Source organism: Ruegeria sp. C6 (genome assembly GCF_056537625.1).
In genome coordinates, this window is sequence record NZ_JBQFRW010000001.1 from 203,968 (window position 1) to 220,720 (window position 16,753).

The 16,753-nt window shown below is 60.3% G+C and carries 12 protein-coding genes; 7 read left to right on the forward strand and 5 right to left on the reverse strand.

The features are described 5' to 3' along the window. Positions 1–51 precede the first annotated feature (51 nt). The 4 genes from zwf to ACR0MJ_RS00995 are packed head-to-tail and all read left to right on the forward strand — an operon-like array spanning position 52 to position 5,184. A complete protein-coding gene (gene zwf / locus ACR0MJ_RS00980) occupies positions 52–1,497 on the forward strand; it encodes a glucose-6-phosphate dehydrogenase (protein WP_480758503.1) in 1,446 nt (481 codons plus the stop codon). Positions 1,498–1,499: 2 nt separating this feature from the next. Beyond that, positions 1,500–3,305: a phosphogluconate dehydratase gene (gene edd / locus ACR0MJ_RS00985; protein WP_480754437.1), complete on the forward strand. Its 1,806-nt coding sequence runs from the start codon at positions 1,500–1,502 to the stop codon at positions 3,303–3,305. A 4-nt stretch (positions 3,306–3,309) separates the two neighbouring features. Further along, positions 3,310–3,942: a bifunctional 4-hydroxy-2-oxoglutarate aldolase/2-dehydro-3-deoxy-phosphogluconate aldolase gene (locus tag ACR0MJ_RS00990; RefSeq protein WP_170397269.1), complete on the forward strand. Its 633-nt coding sequence runs from the start codon at positions 3,310–3,312 to the stop codon at positions 3,940–3,942. A 51-nt stretch (positions 3,943–3,993) separates the two neighbouring features. Continuing rightward, entirely contained in the window at positions 3,994–5,184 is a 1,191-nt protein-coding gene (locus ACR0MJ_RS00995; RefSeq protein ID WP_480758505.1) for a pyridoxal-phosphate-dependent aminotransferase family protein, read from the forward strand. An 80-nt stretch (positions 5,185–5,264) separates the two neighbouring features. On the opposite strand, the gene ACR0MJ_RS01000 is transcribed toward ACR0MJ_RS00995, so the two are convergent. Further along, positions 5,265–6,374, reverse strand: coding sequence for a pyridoxal phosphate-dependent aminotransferase (locus ACR0MJ_RS01000; protein WP_480760256.1), 1,110 nt, complete (start codon positions 6,372–6,374; stop codon positions 5,265–5,267). Positions 6,375–6,523: 149 nt separating this feature from the next. Here ACR0MJ_RS01000 and ACR0MJ_RS01005 point away from each other — a divergent pair, with 149 nt between their 5' ends. Next, complete coding sequence (locus ACR0MJ_RS01005; RefSeq protein ID WP_480758506.1) at positions 6,524–7,306, forward strand: crotonase/enoyl-CoA hydratase family protein; 783 nt, start codon at positions 6,524–6,526, stop codon at positions 7,304–7,306. Here ACR0MJ_RS01005 and ACR0MJ_RS01010 read toward each other — a convergent pair whose 3' ends face one another. From ACR0MJ_RS01010 to ACR0MJ_RS01025, 4 genes are all read right to left on the reverse strand, one after another. After that, positions 7,307–7,639 carry a DnaJ family domain-containing protein gene (locus tag ACR0MJ_RS01010; RefSeq protein ID WP_480758507.1) on the reverse strand — a complete coding sequence of 111 codons (333 nt, stop codon included), beginning with the start codon at positions 7,637–7,639 and terminating at the stop codon, positions 7,307–7,309. It lies immediately after the preceding gene. Positions 7,640–7,678: 39 nt separating this feature from the next. Continuing rightward, on the reverse strand, positions 7,679–8,839 hold the full coding sequence (locus tag ACR0MJ_RS01015; protein ID WP_480758509.1) for a benzoate/H(+) symporter BenE family transporter: 1,161 nt from the start codon (positions 8,837–8,839) through the stop codon (positions 7,679–7,681). A gap of 146 nt (positions 8,840–8,985) precedes the next feature. After that, positions 8,986–12,147 carry a valine--tRNA ligase gene (locus ACR0MJ_RS01020; RefSeq protein WP_480758512.1) on the reverse strand — a complete coding sequence of 1,054 codons (3,162 nt, stop codon included), beginning with the start codon at positions 12,145–12,147 and terminating at the stop codon, positions 8,986–8,988. A 93-nt stretch (positions 12,148–12,240) separates the two neighbouring features. After that, the gene (locus ACR0MJ_RS01025) at positions 12,241–13,140 is read right to left on the reverse strand and encodes a phytanoyl-CoA dioxygenase family protein (protein WP_170404230.1); all 900 of its coding nucleotides are present in this window, start codon (positions 13,138–13,140) and stop codon (positions 12,241–12,243) included. A 177-nt stretch (positions 13,141–13,317) separates the two neighbouring features. On the opposite strand from ACR0MJ_RS01025, the gene ACR0MJ_RS01030 reads away from it, so the two are divergent. Both ACR0MJ_RS01030 and ACR0MJ_RS01035 read left to right on the forward strand, forming a co-directional pair. Further along, complete coding sequence (locus ACR0MJ_RS01030; RefSeq protein ID WP_480758514.1) at positions 13,318–15,609, forward strand: xanthine dehydrogenase family protein molybdopterin-binding subunit; 2,292 nt, start codon at positions 13,318–13,320, stop codon at positions 15,607–15,609. Next, positions 15,587–16,663, forward strand: a complete 1,077-nt coding sequence (locus ACR0MJ_RS01035; RefSeq protein ID WP_170397244.1) for a DUF2235 domain-containing protein — start codon at positions 15,587–15,589, stop codon at positions 16,661–16,663. Before ACR0MJ_RS01030 ends, ACR0MJ_RS01035 begins: the two co-directional genes overlap by 23 nt. The last annotated feature ends 90 nt before the right edge of the window (positions 16,664–16,753 follow it).

The window sequence follows — 16,753 nt, forward strand, 5'->3', positions numbered from 1 at the left end:
CCGGGCTGAAACCTCGCTTATGCTGGCGGGGAATTCGAAAGGAGCCTTGCAATGGTCTCACGCGTAATTCCGGTAGATCCGTTCGACCTTGTGTTGTTCGGCGCGACGGGCGATTTGGCGCAGCGTAAAATCCTGCCGGGCCTCTATCATCGCTTCGAAGTCGGCCAGATGCCTGAGAATGCGCGCATCATTGGAACCGCCCGATCCGACATGGACAGCGACGGGTTCCGTGAACAGCTGCGTGCGTCGATGCAAGAGTTTGCGCCGGGTTTCAATAAGGATACGCTTGATCGCTTTCTGTCCCGCGTCGAGTATGTTCCGGTAGATGCGCTTGGCGATGCGGGTTGGTCTGACCTAGCGAAAACGCTGCGACCGGATGTGGTACGCGCCTTCTATCTGTCAGTAGGCCCAAGCCTTTTCTCGGGCATCGCCCAACGTCTGAACGAGCATGGCCTGTCCACACCTGACAGTCGTATCGTGGTCGAGAAACCCTTTGGTCACGATCTGGCATCAGCCAAAGCGTTGAACGAAGGGCTACGGGCCTGTTTTGAAGAACATCAGATTTACCGGATCGATCATTATCTGGGCAAGGAAACCGTGCAGAACCTGATGGCGCTGCGCTTTGCCAATTCGCTTTTCGAACCGCTCTGGAACGCCACTCATGTTGATAACGTCCAGATCACCGTGGCCGAAACCGTGGGCGTCGAAGGGCGCGGTGCTTATTATGATCAGTCCGGCGCGATGCGGGACATGATCCAGAACCATCTGGTTCAATTGCTGTGCCTGACGGCGATGGAACCGCCTTCGAAATTCTCACCCAACGCGGTGCGCGATGAGAAAGTCAAAGTGATCGAAGCGCTGGAGCCGGTGGAACCCAAGGATATCGCTCGTGGTCAGTACCGCACCGAAAAAGGGGGCGATGGCTATCTGGATCACGTCGGCAACCCCGCCAGCCGTACCGAAAGCTTCATTGCGCTGAAGGCGCATATCGGCAACTGGCGCTGGGCCGGTGTCCCGTTTTATCTGCGGACCGGCAAGCGCCTGCGCGCACGTGAATCCGAGATTGCAGTGTTCTTTCGCGATCCGCCGCATACGATTTTTCCGAATGTCGGACCATTGCATGGCAACGTGCTGGTGATCCGCCTGCAACCGGACGAAGGCATCACGCTCCGCACCACCATCAAGGAACCGGGGCAGGGCGGGTTCCGCCTGTCCGACGTTGCACTCGATATGAGTTTCGCTGATGCGCTGGGCGACGACGGCCAATCCCCGGATGCCTATGAACGCCTGATCATGGATGTCATCCGCGGCGACCAGACTTTGTTCATGCGAGGCGATGAGGCCGAGGCCGCATGGGCCTGGGTCGATCCCATCATTCACGGCTGGGAAGAGCGTGGCGATAAGCCCGCGAAATACGATCAGGGCAGTTCGGGGCCTGAAGAAGCATTGATGCTGATGCATCGCGATGGGCGCCGCTGGCGTCAGATCGGAGGGTAATCATGGTCAACACAGTTATATCCGACGTCACCAAACGCATCATCGACCGCAGCGCCGATCTGCGTGGCCCGCATCTTGAACGAATGGAGCAGGCCAAATCCAAAGGCCCTGCGCGTGCGCACCTGTCCTGCAGCGGGCAGGCCCACGCCTATGCCGGGGCGGGCGAAGATCAGGACTCCATGGCCACCGGCACGGCTGGCAATCTGGGGATCGTCACCGCCTATAACGATATGCTCTCGGCCCATCAGCCTTTCGAACGCTACCCGGCCCTGATCCGCGATGCGATCCGCGCAGCAGGCGGCACAGCGCAGGTTGCAGGCGGCGTGCCAGCCATGTGCGACGGCGTCACTCAAGGCGAGGCGGGGATGGAACTCTCACTGTTCTCGCGCGATGTGATCGCGCTGGCGACCGGAGTGGCGCTAAGCCACAACACTTATGACGCCGCCGTTTTCCTGGGCGTCTGTGACAAGATCGTGCCCGGCCTGATCATCGGCGCGCAAGCCTTTGGGCATCTTCCTGCCGTCTTCCTGCCTGCAGGTCCGATGACGAGTGGCCTGCCGAATGACGAAAAGGCCAAGGTCCGCCAGAAATTCGCCGCCGGAGAGGTGGGCCGCGAAGAGCTGATGAAGGCCGAAATGGCCGCATATCACGGCCCCGGCACCTGCACCTTTTATGGCACCGCCAACACCAATCAGATGCTGATGGAGTTCATGGGCTTGCACCTGCCGGGCTCCAGCTTCGTCAATCCCAACACGCCCCTGCGCGATGCGCTGACCGAAGAAGGTGCGCGCCGCGCCCTTTCCCTTAGTGCACTAGGCAATCACTACACACCGGTCTGCCAGATCCTTGATGAGCGCGCTTTCGTCAATGGCATCGTCGGCCTGATGGCCACCGGCGGTTCCACCAACCTACTGATCCACCTGATCGCCATGGCGCGTGCCGGTGGTATCGTGCTGGACTGGGAGGATTTTTCCGACATCTCCGCTGTCGTGCCTTTGGTCGCGCGCGTCTATCCCAACGGTCTGGCAGACGTGAACCACTTCCACGCTGCGGGTGGCCTGGGCTTTGCCATCGGCACGCTGCTGGAAGATGGCTTGCTGCACCCCGATACGCTCACTGTCGCGGGGCAGGGCCTGCACAACTACACCAAAGAACCCAAGCTGAAAGACGGCGAGTTGGTCTGGGAAGAGGGCGCGGGCCACAGTCTGAACGAAAAGATCGTTCGCCCGGCCAAAGACCCGTTCCAACCCACGGGCGGGCTCTCTCGCTTGACGGGCAATCTGGGCACAGGGGTCATGAAGGTGTCGGCTGTAGCACCTGAACACCAAGTGGTCGAAGCGCCCGTGCGTGTATTCCACGACCAGAACGCCGTTAAAGCCGCTTTCAAAGCCGGAGAATTCACCGATGACGTCATCGTTGTTGTTCGCTTCCAAGGGCCAAAAGCCAATGGAATGCCTGAACTTCATTCGCTGACGCCGATCCTGTCGATCCTGCAGGGCAGGGGGCAGAAGGTGGCTCTGGTCACCGATGGCCGTATGTCGGGCGCATCCGGCAAAGTGCCCGCCGCCATCCATGTCTGCCCCGAGGCGCTGGATGGTGGACCGATCGCCTATCTGCAAGACGGTGACCTGTTGCGCGTTGATGCGGTCAAGGGCGAGTTGGAAATCCTGACCCCCGGTGTTCTCGACCGCAATCCGGCCACCGCCGACCTTACGGCAAACCAACACGGTGTTGGCCGTGACCTCTTCGGCGCCTTCCGTCAGAATGTCGGCTCAGCCGACACCGGCGCCAGCATTTTCGGAGTGTAACCCAATGTCCAAAACCCAACGCACCCGCGAGATCTGCGCGCTGGCCCCGATTGTTCCAGTCCTGGTCGTCGACGACGCGGCCCATGCGCGCCCGTTGGCCGAAGCTTTGGTCGCCGGTGGCCTCCCGGCGCTTGAAGTCACCTTGCGCACTCCCGCCGCGCTCGACGCGATCCGCGCCATGGCCAACGTCCCCGGCGGTGTTGTCGGGGCGGGTACACTGGTCACGCCCGAAGATGTCCGCGCTGCCAAAGAGGCTGGCGCTCAGTTCGGCGTCTCGCCCGGTGCGACCGATGCCCTGATCGCCGCCTGCGAAGCCGAAGGTCTGCCCCTTCTCCCCGGTGCGGCTACTGCAAGCGAAGCCATGGCTCTGCTGGAAAAGGGCTATGACATGCTGAAATTCTTCCCCGCCGAGGCCTCAGGAGGGGCTCCCGCCCTAAAAGCCATCGGCGCACCGCTACCGCAGATCACCTTCTGCCCAACTGGTGGCGTATCGCCGTCAAATGCCCTCGATTACCTGTCACTGTCGAATGTTGTCTGCGCCGGCGGCAGCTGGGTCGCGCCCAAGCAGATGGTTCAAAACGGTGATTGGTCCGGGATCGAAACACTTGCCCGCGAGGCCGCCAGTCTGCTGGATTGACGCCGCAGGGCAAGACGCTAGGGTAGGCCTCAATTCAAACAGGTTGCCCTCATGACAAACCAAACCTCCCTCGCGCATGGGCGCGAGTATCTGGCCATCCCCGGCCCTTCGGTCATGCCCGATACGGTGCTGCAGGCGATGCACCGTCCGTCGCCCAATATCTATGACGGCGAATTGATCGAGATGATGCCCGCGCTCACCCGAGACTTGAAACGCGTTGCTGGAACCCAGCACAACGTCGCCATCTATATCGCCAATGGTCACGGTACATGGGAGGCTGCGCTTTCCAACGTCATTGCACCCGGTGAAACCGTGCTTGCCCCGGCCTCTGGCCGATTCACCCACGGTTGGGCCGAGATGGCCGAAGGAATCGGCGCTAAGGTTGACCTGATCGATTTCGGAATGTCCTCGCCCTGGGATCTTGACCGCATCGCCGAGGCCCTGCGTAACGATACAAGCCACAAGATCAAAGCGGTCCTTGCAGTCCACGTCGATACGTCCACATCGATCCGCAACGATATCACGGCCTTGCGAGCGTTGCTCGACGACATTGACCACCCAGCCTTGCTGATGGCTGACTGCATCGCGTCGATGGGCTGCGACCGGTTCGAGATGGATGCCTGGGGTGTCGACGTCACTGTCACGGCTTGCCAAAAGGGGCTTATGACCCCGGCGGGCACCGGCTTTGTCTTCTTCAACGAAAAGGCGCAAGCCAAGCGCGCCACAATGCCCCGCGTCTCGCATTATTGGGACTGGCAACCACGCGCCAATCCAGATCTGTTCTATCAGTATTTCAACGGCACCGCGCCAACCCACCACCTGTATGGCCTGCGCGCCGCGCTCGACCTGATCCATGGCGAAGGGATCGAACAGGTCTGGGCCCGCCACGAACACCTGGCAACGGCCATCTGGGCCGCCTGTGAAATCTGGGCGCAAGGTGGCGCGCTGCATTTCAACGTCGCCGACCCGGCCCATCGCAGCCACGCGGTCACTGCCCTCCGCCTGACCGAGGGGCGCGGCACGCCGCTGCGCAGCTATACCGAAACCCAACTGGGTCTGACGCTGGGCATCGGTCTGGGAATGGAGGATTGGGATGGCTGCTTCCGCCTTGGCCACATGGGGCACGTAAACGCTCAAATGGTCATGGCCATGCTGGGTGGCGTCGAAACCGCTATGGCTGCGCTCGATATCCCCCGTGGTCAGGGTGCGCTCGAAGCCGCCGCCGCGACGCTGGCCGGATAAGCCCGATCCGCCTCTTCATCTGGCCTAAAATACCTTCGGGGAAATCGCACTTGGGCGCGATAGGGGGCAGACAGCCCCCTTTACGAGGCTCGGGCTTTTGCTAAGGCCGTGGGCAGAGCAGCTTCAAACGCCGCCATTTCCGCCTCACCTCCGCAGCTGACCCGAATGCACCGGTTCTGGGGCGCGGCAAATGGCATCCGCACGAACACGCCTTGTTCAACGAGCGTGTCCAACACGGCCTTGGCAAACACCCCATCGCGCCCACAATCAATCGCCACAAAGTTTGTCGCAGACGGCAAAGGCACCAGACCATTCGACCGTGAAATCTCTTCGATGCGGTTCCGGGACCCGGCAATCCTTTGCTGCACATGCGTCAGCCAATCTTCATCTTTTAGCGCGGCCAATGCCCCTGCCTGCGCGGCTCGGTTCATGCCGAAATGGTTGCGCACTTTGTTGAAGCTCGCAATCAACTCGGGCGAGCCGATAGCGTAGCCTACCCGCGCCCCGGCAAGGCCATAAACCTTGGAAAACGTTCGCATCCGGATCACACGCGAATCATCAGCAGCGACAGGTGCAGCGGTCCCTTCGGGCGCGCATTCGACATATGCCTCGTCAAGAACCACCAAACAGCCCTCTGGCAAAGCCTCCAGAGCGGACACGATATCCTCACCTGAATGCCATGTTCCCATCGGGTTGTCCGGGTTGGCCAGATAGACCAACTTGGCGTCTACCTCCGCCGCTTTAGCGAACAGCGCCGTCGGGTCCTCGTGATCGTCGTGGTAAGGGACCTTGTGCAATACCCCACCAAACCCGGCCACGTGGTAATTGAAAGTCGGATAAGCTCCATCCGAAGTCACAACTGCATCGCCGTGACCAACCAGCAGGCGCACCAGATAGCCCAGCAACCCGTCAATGCCTTCGCCAACCACGATATTTTCAGGCGCAACCCCATGATGTACCGCCAGCGCATGGCGTAGTTCGTAATTCTCGGGATCGCCATACATCCATATCTCGCCTGCGGCCCGTTGCATTGCATCGATGGCGCGCGGGGACGGGCCAAACACGCTTTCATTCGCACCGATCCGGGCCACGAAGGGCGCGCCACGTTGGCGCTCCTGCGTTTCGGGGCCGACAAAAGGCACGGTCGCGGGCAGTGTGAGGGCAAGCGGGGTATAGCGAGGACCAGTCATGGCCGCAGATAAGCGCAACCGATCAGGCGGGGCAAGCCTTGCCAGAAGTTCAACGGAGGCTTCGGATGCTCGGTTTGCCCTGACGTCGCTGTGGCGCTGCTGGCGTCTTGCTGGCATGTTTATACAGCAAATCACGCCCCGGAGGTCCCATGTCCCGCGTATCCGTCGAATACAAAGACCACATCGCCCATGTCACGCTGACTCGCGGCGACAAGATGAACGCGCTGGACGATGCGATGATCAAGGCGATCCTTTCGGCAGGCCAAGAAGTCGCCGCAGCCGATATCCGCGCCGTGGTGCTATCGGGAGAGGGCAAGAGCTTTTGCGCAGGGCTCGATATGGCCAGCTTTGCCAGCATGGCACACACAGACCCAAGCGAATGGCTGATGACCCGCAGCCACGAAGATGCCAACGAAATGCAGGAACTTGCCTTGATCTGGCGGCGCGTCCCGGTGCCGGTGATCTGCGCTATTCAAGGCGTCGCCTATGGCGGTGGGCTACAGATCGCGCTGGGTGCCGACATCCGCATCGCGCATCCCGAAGCCAAGCTGGCAGTGATGGAGATGAAATGGGGCATTATCCCCGACATGGGCGGCATGGTTCTGCTGCCAGAGCTCGTGCGCTCGGACGTGCTGCGCCTGCTGACCTATACCGCCCGCCCTATCGGTGCGCCACAGGCGGCAGATTGGGGGCTTGTTACCAAACTGTCGGATGATCCCCTGACCGAAGCGCTGGCGCTGGCCGAGGACATCGCGGGTAAAAGCCCGTCCGCCATCCGCGCCGCCAAACGGTTGATTGATGTGGCCGAAACCCGTGACCGTGCTGATGTGCTGTTGGCCGAATCTACCGAACAGATCGACCTGATCGGTAAGTCGGATCAAATGGAAGTTGTCATGGCACAGATGCAGGGTCGAAAGCCCGAGTTCAAATGATCACCGCATGAATGCGCGCCGTGCATCGCGGGCCATGTTGTATCGCATCTCAAGATCAGCAATCTTTGCCATTGCGGCCCTGCGGTCCTGATTGTCAGTCAGCGCTGCAAACTCCTTGCGGGCGGCGTCGAGCTGTTTCTTGATGTCGAACTCCTCGGGCAGAACTCCGGCCTGCGCCATGATCCGATGACCCGCAGCAATGGCGGGATCGCCTTGTGCCTCGCCCGAGCGGTCGGGTAACGGGGCACCTTCGCCTTCAAGACCCTGCAGTTGGCCCTCGGCTTGCGCCTTTATGATCTGGCGTTCAATCAGTTTTCCAAGCGATCCGAACATGCGCTTATTTTACCGCCTGAAGGGTTCTGATGAAAGGGCTCAGCGCACTCGGTTTGTTGCCAGATATGCGATACCCCCAGCCAACAGCCCCCAGACTGCCGCGCCCAACCCAAAAACCGTTATGCCAGAGGCTGTGATGGCCAGTGTCAAAATAGCCGCTTCGCGCTCGACAGCGACGTCCAGCGCGGCATGCATGGCATTGGCCAGGACCCCGATCAGGGCCACACCTGCCAGAGTGCCCATAAGCAGCGGGTCGGCATGGGCGGCAAAACTGGTGATCGCCACGGCAAAGATACCGAAGAGGCAGTAGAACACGCCACCCATGATTGCCGACCAATAACGCTGCGCCGGTTCGGGGTGGCTTTCCTCGTTGGAACACATCGCTGCGGTGATTGCGGCCAGGCAGGTTGCGGGCGCCCCGAAAGGGGCCGAAAGCATGCTTGCGCCACCGACGGATGAAAACAACCGGCCGGGAACAGGATCAAAGCCAAAGCTGCGCATCACCGCGACGCCGGGGATATTCTGTGTCGCCATCGTGACGATAAACAGCGGTACGCCGATCCCGATGGCCGACGCGACCGAGAATGATGGCATGGTCCAGATCGGAGCCGCGATCAAACGATCCGGCATCAATTGGGCATCTCCTGCGTTCAGCGACACAATGATAGCCGCCGCGACCACAGCTGCCGGAACCGCGATCAACCGATTGAAACGGCCCGCGACAAACCACGTCAGGATCACCGGCAACGCCTGCCATGGAATCTCGACCGCCGCCTGGAAGGGCACAAGGCATAGTGGCAAGAGCACGCCTGCCAGCATTGCTTGCGCCAGTGTTGTGGGAATTGCTGCTGCCAATCGTCCCAGCGGCTTCCACAGCCCTGCCAGAACCGTTAATGCTCCGGCGCACAGGAACGCACCAATCGCGCCTGAAAATCCCTCGACCGGGGTGGCCGAGACGGCTAACAGAGCGGCCCCCGGGGTCGACCACGCAACGCTGATCGGCATTTTGTACCGCAGGCTGAGGACGATGGCTGCAAGCCCCATGGCAATCGCCGCACTCATCAGACCCGAGGCGGCTTCCTGCGATGAAGCTCCCATCGCGCCCAACCCTTGCAGTACGATGGGAAACGAGCTGAAGAACCCGACAATGGCCACAACCAACCCGGTTGAGACGGTCTGCATCGGAGGGAAAGATCGCATCGTCAGTGCCTCGCCAGGTTGTGTCGTCGAAGTGCTAACAAGCGGGGCGTGGCGTGAACAAGGGGAAAGCTCTGAGGGTAAAGAAAAACCTCACCGCCGGTTGGGTGGTGAGGTTCGATTTCAATATATCAGCAGCAGGAAAAAGATCAGGCGATTTCAGCCAAACGGGCGAGAGCTTCGTTTAGCTTGGCTTCTTCTTCTTCGCGGGCGGCAAGGTTAGCTTTGGCTTCCGCAACAACCTCTTCCGGGGCCGATGCCACGAATTTCGGGTTGTTCAGGCGCCCGCGCAGACCGCCGAGTTCCTTGGCCAACTTGCCTTTGGCTTTTTCCAGCCGTTCCTTTTCCGCACCAATGTCGATGATGTCCGCCAGTGGCAGGCCAAAGGAGGCACCGGGGGCGGCAATCGAGATCGTGCCCTTGGGCAGTTCAACCGCCTTGGTCAGGCTGTCGATCCGCGCCAGACGTTTGATCAGCGCTTCGTTGCGGTCCCATGCCGCTTGGCCGTGCGCGTCAATCTCAGTCACCAGCATCGGCACGTAGAGGCCAGCAGGAACTCGCATCTGCGCGCGGGCCGAGCGGGTGTTTTCGATCACCGAGATCACCCAGTTCATTTCTCGATCCGCATCCGCGTCGATCAGGTCGGCAGCCGCATAGGTCGGCCAATCTGCGTGTACAACCATTTTGGCACGCTTACCGGTCAGGCCCCACAGCTCTTCGGTGATGAAAGGCATGATCGGGTGCAGCAGAACCATGCACTGATCCAGAACCCAGCGCATGGTGGCGCGGGTCTCGGCCTGTGCCTCGGTGTCGTCGCCTTGCAGCAAGGGTTTAGAGAGTTCCACGTACCAGTCGCAGACCTTGCCCCAGACAAAGGCGTAGAGCCCGTTGGCCGCGTCGTTGAAACGATAGCTTTCCAGCGCCGCGTCGACCTCTTCCCGCACACAGGCGGTTTCACCGATGATCCAGCGGTTCACGGCGGCTTTGGGTTTCAGGTCAGCCACGTCCAGTTGCGGGACAGCGTCGGTGAAGACCTCATTCATCTCGGCAAAGCGGACGGCGTTCCACAGTTTGGTGCCGAAGTTACGGTAACCTGTGATGCGCTCGCGCGACAGTTTCAGTACCCCGCCAATAGCCGCCATCGAGGCATTGGTAAAGCGCAGCGCGTCAGCACCGAATTCGTCCACGATCTCCAGCGGATCGATCACGTTGCCGGTGGTTTTGGACATCTTCTTGCCCTTCTCGTCGCGGACGAGCTGGTGCAGATAGACGGTGTGGAACGGGATCTCGTTCACTACGGCCAGTTGCATCATCATCATCCGCGCGACCCAGAAGAACAGGATGTCAAAGCCGGTGATCAACACATCGGTTGGGAAATAGCGCTCTAACTCTTCGGTCTTTTCGGGCCAGCCCAGCGTGCCGATAGGCCAGAGGCCGGAAGAGAACCATGTGTCGAGCACGTCGGGGTCGCGCCAGACCGGGTAGACCAGCTTGGTCGGGTCTTGTTCGACTGCGTATAGGGCAAGGCTTTCGGCGAACTGATGGATCGCTTCCTGCTTATCGGCAACTTCGATGACCGTCGCGTGGCTCAGCGGGCTGGGTATATTGGCATTGTCGTCGAGGAATTTCTCTGTAACGGCCTCAAGGCTTGCCGCGCATTCCATGACATTGCCACGATGCAGCATGCCACCTTCGTTCAGCAAACGACCCAATTCGACCAAATCAAGGTCGCCGTCGTTTTCGTCGTCCTTGAAATTCTCAGCCGAGAGATCGAGGCCATACCAAACAGGTATCTGATGCCCCCACCACAGCTGGCGCGAGATGCACCACGGCTCGATGTTTTCCAGCCAATGGTAATAGGTCTTCTCGCCCGACTCGGGGATGATCTTGACCGTGCCGTCCTTGACCGCGTCCAGCGCAGGGCCGACGACCTTGGCGGCGTCGACGAACCATTGGTCGGTGAACATCGGCTCGATGACGACTTTCGAGCGGTCGCCGAAGGGCTGCATGATCGGTTTGCTTTCGACCAGCGGCACCAGCTTGTCCGCGCCTTCGTGTTCCGGCGTTAAAGCGGTCGAACCCAGACGTGGATCATCGGCGCGAGTCATGACAGCCAGACCGTCTGCAGTGATCTCCTCAACCACCTTCGCACGTGCCTCGAACCGGTCGAGGCCGCGCAGATGATCAGGGATCAGGTTGATCGCGTCGATCTCGTTCTCGGTGAACTCACGCCCGCGCGCGTATTCCTGCGCCTTGTCCGCCTCTTCGGCATAAGGCGCACCATCGGCGCGCATTGCGCCTTTGGTGTCCATCAGGCGATACATTGGAATGCCGCCGCGCTTGGCGACCATATTGTCGTTGAAGTCATGTGCACCGGTGATTTTCACCGCGCCCGAGCCGAAATCTGGATCAGGGTAATCATCGGTGATGATCGGGATCTGACGGCGATGCTCTTTCGGGCCTACCGGGATTTCGCAAAGTTTTCCGACGATGGGCGCATAGCGCTCATCGGATGGGTGAACCGCAACTGCGCCGTCGCCGAGCATGGTTTCGGGGCGGGTCGTGGCGATCGAGATATAGTCGCGCTCTTCCTCCAGCACGATATTCCCGTCCTCATCTTTCTCGACGTAGGTATAGGTCTCACCGCCCGCCAGCGGATACTTGAAGTGCCACATATGGCCCGCAACTTCGATATTCTCGACCTCAAGGTCCGAAATCGCGGTCTCGAAATGCGGGTCCCAGTTGACCAACCGCTTGCCGCGATAGATCAGACCCTTTTCGTACATGTCGACAAAGACCTTGATCACCGCGTCGTGAAAATTCGCAGAATTTTCGTGCCCGGTGCGCGGGTCACGCGGCGCACCCGCCATGGTGAAGGCGTTGCGCGACCAATCGCAGGACGAGCCCAGGCGCTTGAGCTGCTCGATGATCGTGCCGCCGTATTCTCCCTTCCATTCCCAGACCTTGTCCAGAAACGCCTCACGTCCCAGCTCACGACGTCCCGGCTGCTGGGTGTTGGCCAACATCTTTTCCACCTGCATCTGCGTGGCGATACCAGCGTGGTCCTGACCGGGCTGCCATAGCGTGTCGAACCCGCGCATCCGGTGCCAGCGGGTCAGAATATCCTGCAGTGTGTTGTTGAACGCGTGGCCCACATGCAGCGCACCCGTCACGTTCGGTGGCGGGATCATGATGGTAAAACTCTCGTCGCGCGATTTGTTCGCGCCTGCCTTGAAGGCTCCGGCCGCTTCCCAGGCCTGATAGATGCGGGCCTCGGCCTCGGCCGCGTTGAATGTCTTTTCCATCGCCATGGGATGCGTCCTGCGTCAACAATATCGGGTCAGCGCCTGCAATAGCGAATGGACGCAGGAAGGGGAAGGCCCTGCGCGGCGGTCCTGCAATGATCAGCCGGGATTTGATGGGGCGGGCGCATAAAGATCCAGCTTTTCGCTGGCCCCTTGCCCCATCGCCTTGGCCTGATCGCTGCGGATGCGCGCGTGCAGGTCCAGCGCCTCAGGAGCAAACAGCTCGGTCGGCTCAGGGATATGGATGAAATTCCCCACCCGGTCCTCGCCCCGCGCCAGAATGGCATAGTCGCGATCCGCCACTTTTTGCTGCGCATTGGGGTTGAGATAACGGATAGCCAGGCCAATTCGACGATCATCAGATACGTTCGGCCCTGACCCATGAATGGTCAGCCCATGGTGCAGCGACATCTGGCCGGGCTGCAACTCGATATGGGTTTTGTCTTCCTCCGCGACATCGACTGCCACCTCTTGCCCACGCGACAGCAGGTTGTTGTCGGAGAACGTATCATTATGCGGCAGGATCGGGTTCTTGTGGCTGGCCTTCACGAAATCCATGCAGCCACTCTCAACCGTCGCAGGGGATAGGGCGATCCAGGCGGTCAACTGGTCCGAGGTTTCACCCATACCCCAATATGTCAGGTCCTGATGCATGCCCACCACTTGCGTCGTGCGCGGTTCCTTGATGAACAGCTCAGCCGACCACAACAGCAGGTCTGGGCCCAAAACACCTTCGACAACGTCCAAAACGCGCGGGTCCAACGCGATGCGAGTGGCAAATGGCATCACCACATGCGCGTTGATGCGTTTGTACATGTTCAGGGGTAGCGGCAGGTCAGCCTCGCGCCAGCTGGCCTCGACATCTTCCAACTCGGCACGGTACCCGGCGGCTTCTGCGGCAGAGAACACGGGGATCGGAAATATAAACCCATCATCCCAATAGGCCTCGGCACTTTGGCTGTCCAATCGGCCATTCGTCAGCTTGATTTCTTTGGGCATGGAAACCTCCACTCGACTGAATTTAGGTTCAGCCTAGGCGCGGCCCAGATCGGCGCGCAACGCTGTTTCCAGACATGAATGTCGCTTTCAGACCGTGCGGGGTTAATTTTCTCAGCCACTGGACAAGGTCCTGCTTCACGCTAGGGTCGCGCATTCAGGCAGCCAGAGGATCATCCCATGGAAAAATTCGGCAAAAGCCAGCCCATCAAACGGACCGAGGACCAGCGGTTTCTGACCGGGCAGGGGCAATACATGGACGATTCTGTGCCCGAGAATGCGCTGTTCGCAGCATTCTTTCGCAGCCCGGTGGCGCATGCCACGATCACGTCGCTGGACCTTGAAGATGCACGTACAGCGGATGGGGTGCGCTTGGTCATGACGCTGGAAGATCTGACTGCTGCCGGGATCGATACGGTGATGAACGCGACTACAGTCGCCAACCGCGACGGCAGTCAAGGCGCTGCGTCCGAGCGGAACATGCTGGCCAAGGACCGCGTGCGTTTCGCCGGAGAACCCGTTGCGGTCGTCATTGCCGACTCGTTGTTACAGGCCCGCGATGCAGCCGAATTGATCTGGATGGAAACCGAGGACCTGCCGGTCAAGATGGATGTCGCTGCGGGTGGGGAACCTTTGCATCCACAAGCCCCCGACAACCGCGCCTTTGACTGGGGCTTGGGTGATGAGAAGGCGACCAATGCCGCCTTTCAGGCAGCGGCGCGCACCGTCGCGCTGAACGTGCATGACAACCGGGTCATCGTGAGCTCGATCGAACCGCGTGGCTGTCAGGCCGATTGGTCGGATGGCCGTATGCATTTCTCATATGGCGGGCAGGGTGTCTGGGGGATGAAAGCGCAACTGGCACAAAAGCTGAAACTGGACCCCGAGGCGATCCGCGTCACTACGCCAGATGTCGGCGGCGGATTTGGTATGAAGGCGATGCCTTATCCCGAATATTTCACCGTTGCTGTTGCTGCCATGAAACTGGGCCAGCCGGTGCACTGGATGTCGGACCGGTCCGAAGCGATGTTGTCCGATCACCACGGCCGCGACCTGACCTCACTGGCGGAGCTCGCCTTTGATGCCGATCACAAGATCACTGCTTACCGGGTCCACAGCAAGATCAACCTTGGCGCTTATAACAGCCATTTCGCGCAGGCGATCCAGACCAGCCTGTTCAGTAAGGTTTTGATGGGTGTCTACGATGTTCAGACCACCTACTTGCGGGTCGAAGGATTCTTCACCAACACCACGCAGGTCGACGCCTATCGCGGTGCCGGGCGACCCGAGGCGATCTATGTGCTGGAACGCGTCATGGACCGTGCTGCGCGTGAGTTGGGGATTGATCCGTGGGAGTTGCGGCGCAAGAATTTCATCCGACCCGAAGCCTTCCCCTATAAGACCGCAACCGGCGAAACCTATGATGTGGGTGAGTTCAACATGGTCCTCAGCCGCGCCGCCGAACAGACTACGGGCTTTGAGGCCCGCAAAGCGGCGGATGCGGAAAACGGCCTGATCCGGGGGCAGGGGCTTTGTTACTATATCGAAAGTATTTTGGGAGACCCTTCCGAAGGCGCGAAGATCGAGTTTTGCGAGGACGGAACGGTGAACCTCTATGTCGGCACTCAGTCCAATGGGCAAGGGCACGAGACCGTCTATGCCCAGTTCCTATCGGACCAGACAGGGATTCCTTCGCACCTGATCAATGTTGTGCAAGGCGACACGGACAGGCTGGCGCAGGGCGGCGGGACTGGCGGATCACGCTCGGTCACGACCCAAAGCAACGCGACACTGGTCACAGTTGATACGATGATCGCCGCATTCACGCCCTATCTTGCGGATAAGATGGGGGTCGAGGAATGCGATGTGACCTTCGACCATGAAACCTTCCGCGCGCCGGGGTCCAACCTGACCCCCACGCTGACCGAGGCGGCCGAGATGGCGCGCGCAGACGGGCGCACCGATCTGTTGCAGCACGAAGCCCGCGCCACGCTAGATGCACGCAGCTATCCCAATGGTGCACATGTTGCCGAAGTCGTTATCGATTCTTTCACTGGTGAAACATGGGTCGACCGCTACACGGTGGTGGATGATTTCGGCAATCTTATCAACCCGATGCTGGCCGAGGGGCAGGTACATGGCGGCGTGGTTCAGGGTATCGGCCAAGCACTGACAGAGCATGTTGTTCATGATGCCGAGGGGCAACTGCTCACGGCTTCGTTCATGGACTACGCCTTGCCCCGCGCTGCTGAGATACCCATGATAGAGTTTACCTCGGCGCCGGTTCCGTCAACCGCCAACCCGATGGGGATGAAAGGCTGTGGCGAGGCAGGCACCGTGGGCGCACTGGCCGCAGTGGCGAACGCGGTACACGATGCGCTCTGGGATCACGGGGTGCGGCAGGCGGATATGCCTTTCACACCTCACAAAGTTTGGGAATTGTTGACGCATGGTTCTGTCGCGGCTGAGTAGAAAGGTACTGGGATGGCTCGGACGGCCTCTGCGGTCCGAGCACTCGGCCGAAACGCGCCACCGCGAACCTGTCAGCCATGTCATCATTCTTGACGGCACCATGTCGACGCTGGAAGCAGGGCGGGAAACCCACGCGGGCCAGACCCTGCGCCTGTGCTGCGAGATGGGCAGCCAGGTTTCGGTTTTCTACGAATCCGGCGTGCAGTGGGAAAGCTGGAAGTCGACTATGGACGTGATGATGGGGCGGGGTATCAACCGTCAGATTCGTCGGGCCTATGGTTATTTGGCTTCGCGTTACAAACCCGGTGATAAGATCTTTTTCATCGGCTATTCACGCGGCGCATACGGGGTCCGCAGCCTTGCGGGCGTGATCGATGCTATCGGGTTGCTCAAGGCCGAACACGCCACTGTCCGCAATATCAAACAGGCCTATCGACACTATGAATGTAACGCCAATGGCGAAGCGGCGGCGGTCTTTCGTCGGGAGTTCTGTCACGAGGATGTCGCCATCGAGATGGTCGGCGTCTGGGACACGGTCAAGGCGCTGGGCCTGCGCCTGCCGCTGCTGTGGCGCTGGGCCGAGGAACGCCATGCCTTCCACAACCACCAGCTTGGCCCTGCCACCCGCCACGGCTATCACGCCATGGCGCTGGACGAGACCCGCGAAGTGTTCGAGCCGGTGCTGTGGAAATGCACGCCTGACTTCAAAGGCCATATCGAGCAGGTTTGGTTCCGCGGCACCCACGGCGATGTTGGCGGCCAGCTGAACGGGTTCGAAGAGGCCCGCCCCCTCAGCAACATCTCCCTGATCTGGATGCTGGACAAGGCCGAGCTGCACGGCCTGCCCCTGCCCGAAGGTTGGCGCGACCGTTTCCCTACCGATCCGCATGCGCAATCCGTGGGCACCTGGCGTGGCTGGGGTAAGATTTTCCTGCTGCGCAAGCATCGCAAAGTAGGGCGTGACCGGTCAGAGAAACTGCATGTCTCGGTTTCGCCCGAGGAACTACCCCGATGGGTGCCGATGCCAAATCTGCCTTCGCATCCGGCGCAGTAACAGAAGCAACAGCTTGCCTTCCTATGAAAGTTGTATCAACAGCAGCCACAGCATTTCTGTCCCGTCAGTGCCGGGTGGACGTCTTAGCAT

Coding starts and splice junctions, on each gene's coding strand:
- ACR0MJ_RS01010 (WP_480758507.1), bottom strand. CDS start 7,639: ATGTTCGGATCGCTTGGAAAACTGATTGAACGCCAGATCATAAAGGCG.
- ACR0MJ_RS01025 (WP_170404230.1), bottom strand. CDS start 13,140: ATGCCCAAAGAAATCAAGCTGACGAATGGCCGATTGGACAGCCAAAGT.
- zwf (WP_480758503.1), top strand. CDS start 52: ATGGTCTCACGCGTAATTCCGGTAGATCCGTTCGACCTTGTGTTGTTC.
- ACR0MJ_RS00995 (WP_480758505.1), top strand. CDS start 3,994: ATGACAAACCAAACCTCCCTCGCGCATGGGCGCGAGTATCTGGCCATC.
- edd (WP_480754437.1), top strand. CDS start 1,500: ATGGTCAACACAGTTATATCCGACGTCACCAAACGCATCATCGACCGC.
- ACR0MJ_RS01000 (WP_480760256.1), bottom strand. CDS start 6,374: ATGACTGGTCCTCGCTATACCCCGCTTGCCCTCACACTGCCCGCGACC.
- ACR0MJ_RS01035 (WP_170397244.1), top strand. CDS start 15,587: ATGGTTCTGTCGCGGCTGAGTAGAAAGGTACTGGGATGGCTCGGACGG.
- ACR0MJ_RS00990 (WP_170397269.1), top strand. CDS start 3,310: ATGTCCAAAACCCAACGCACCCGCGAGATCTGCGCGCTGGCCCCGATT.
- ACR0MJ_RS01015 (WP_480758509.1), bottom strand. CDS start 8,839: ATGCGATCTTTCCCTCCGATGCAGACCGTCTCAACCGGGTTGGTTGTG.
- ACR0MJ_RS01005 (WP_480758506.1), top strand. CDS start 6,524: ATGTCCCGCGTATCCGTCGAATACAAAGACCACATCGCCCATGTCACG.
- ACR0MJ_RS01030 (WP_480758514.1), top strand. CDS start 13,318: ATGGAAAAATTCGGCAAAAGCCAGCCCATCAAACGGACCGAGGACCAG.
- ACR0MJ_RS01020 (WP_480758512.1), bottom strand. CDS start 12,147: ATGGCGATGGAAAAGACATTCAACGCGGCCGAGGCCGAGGCCCGCATC.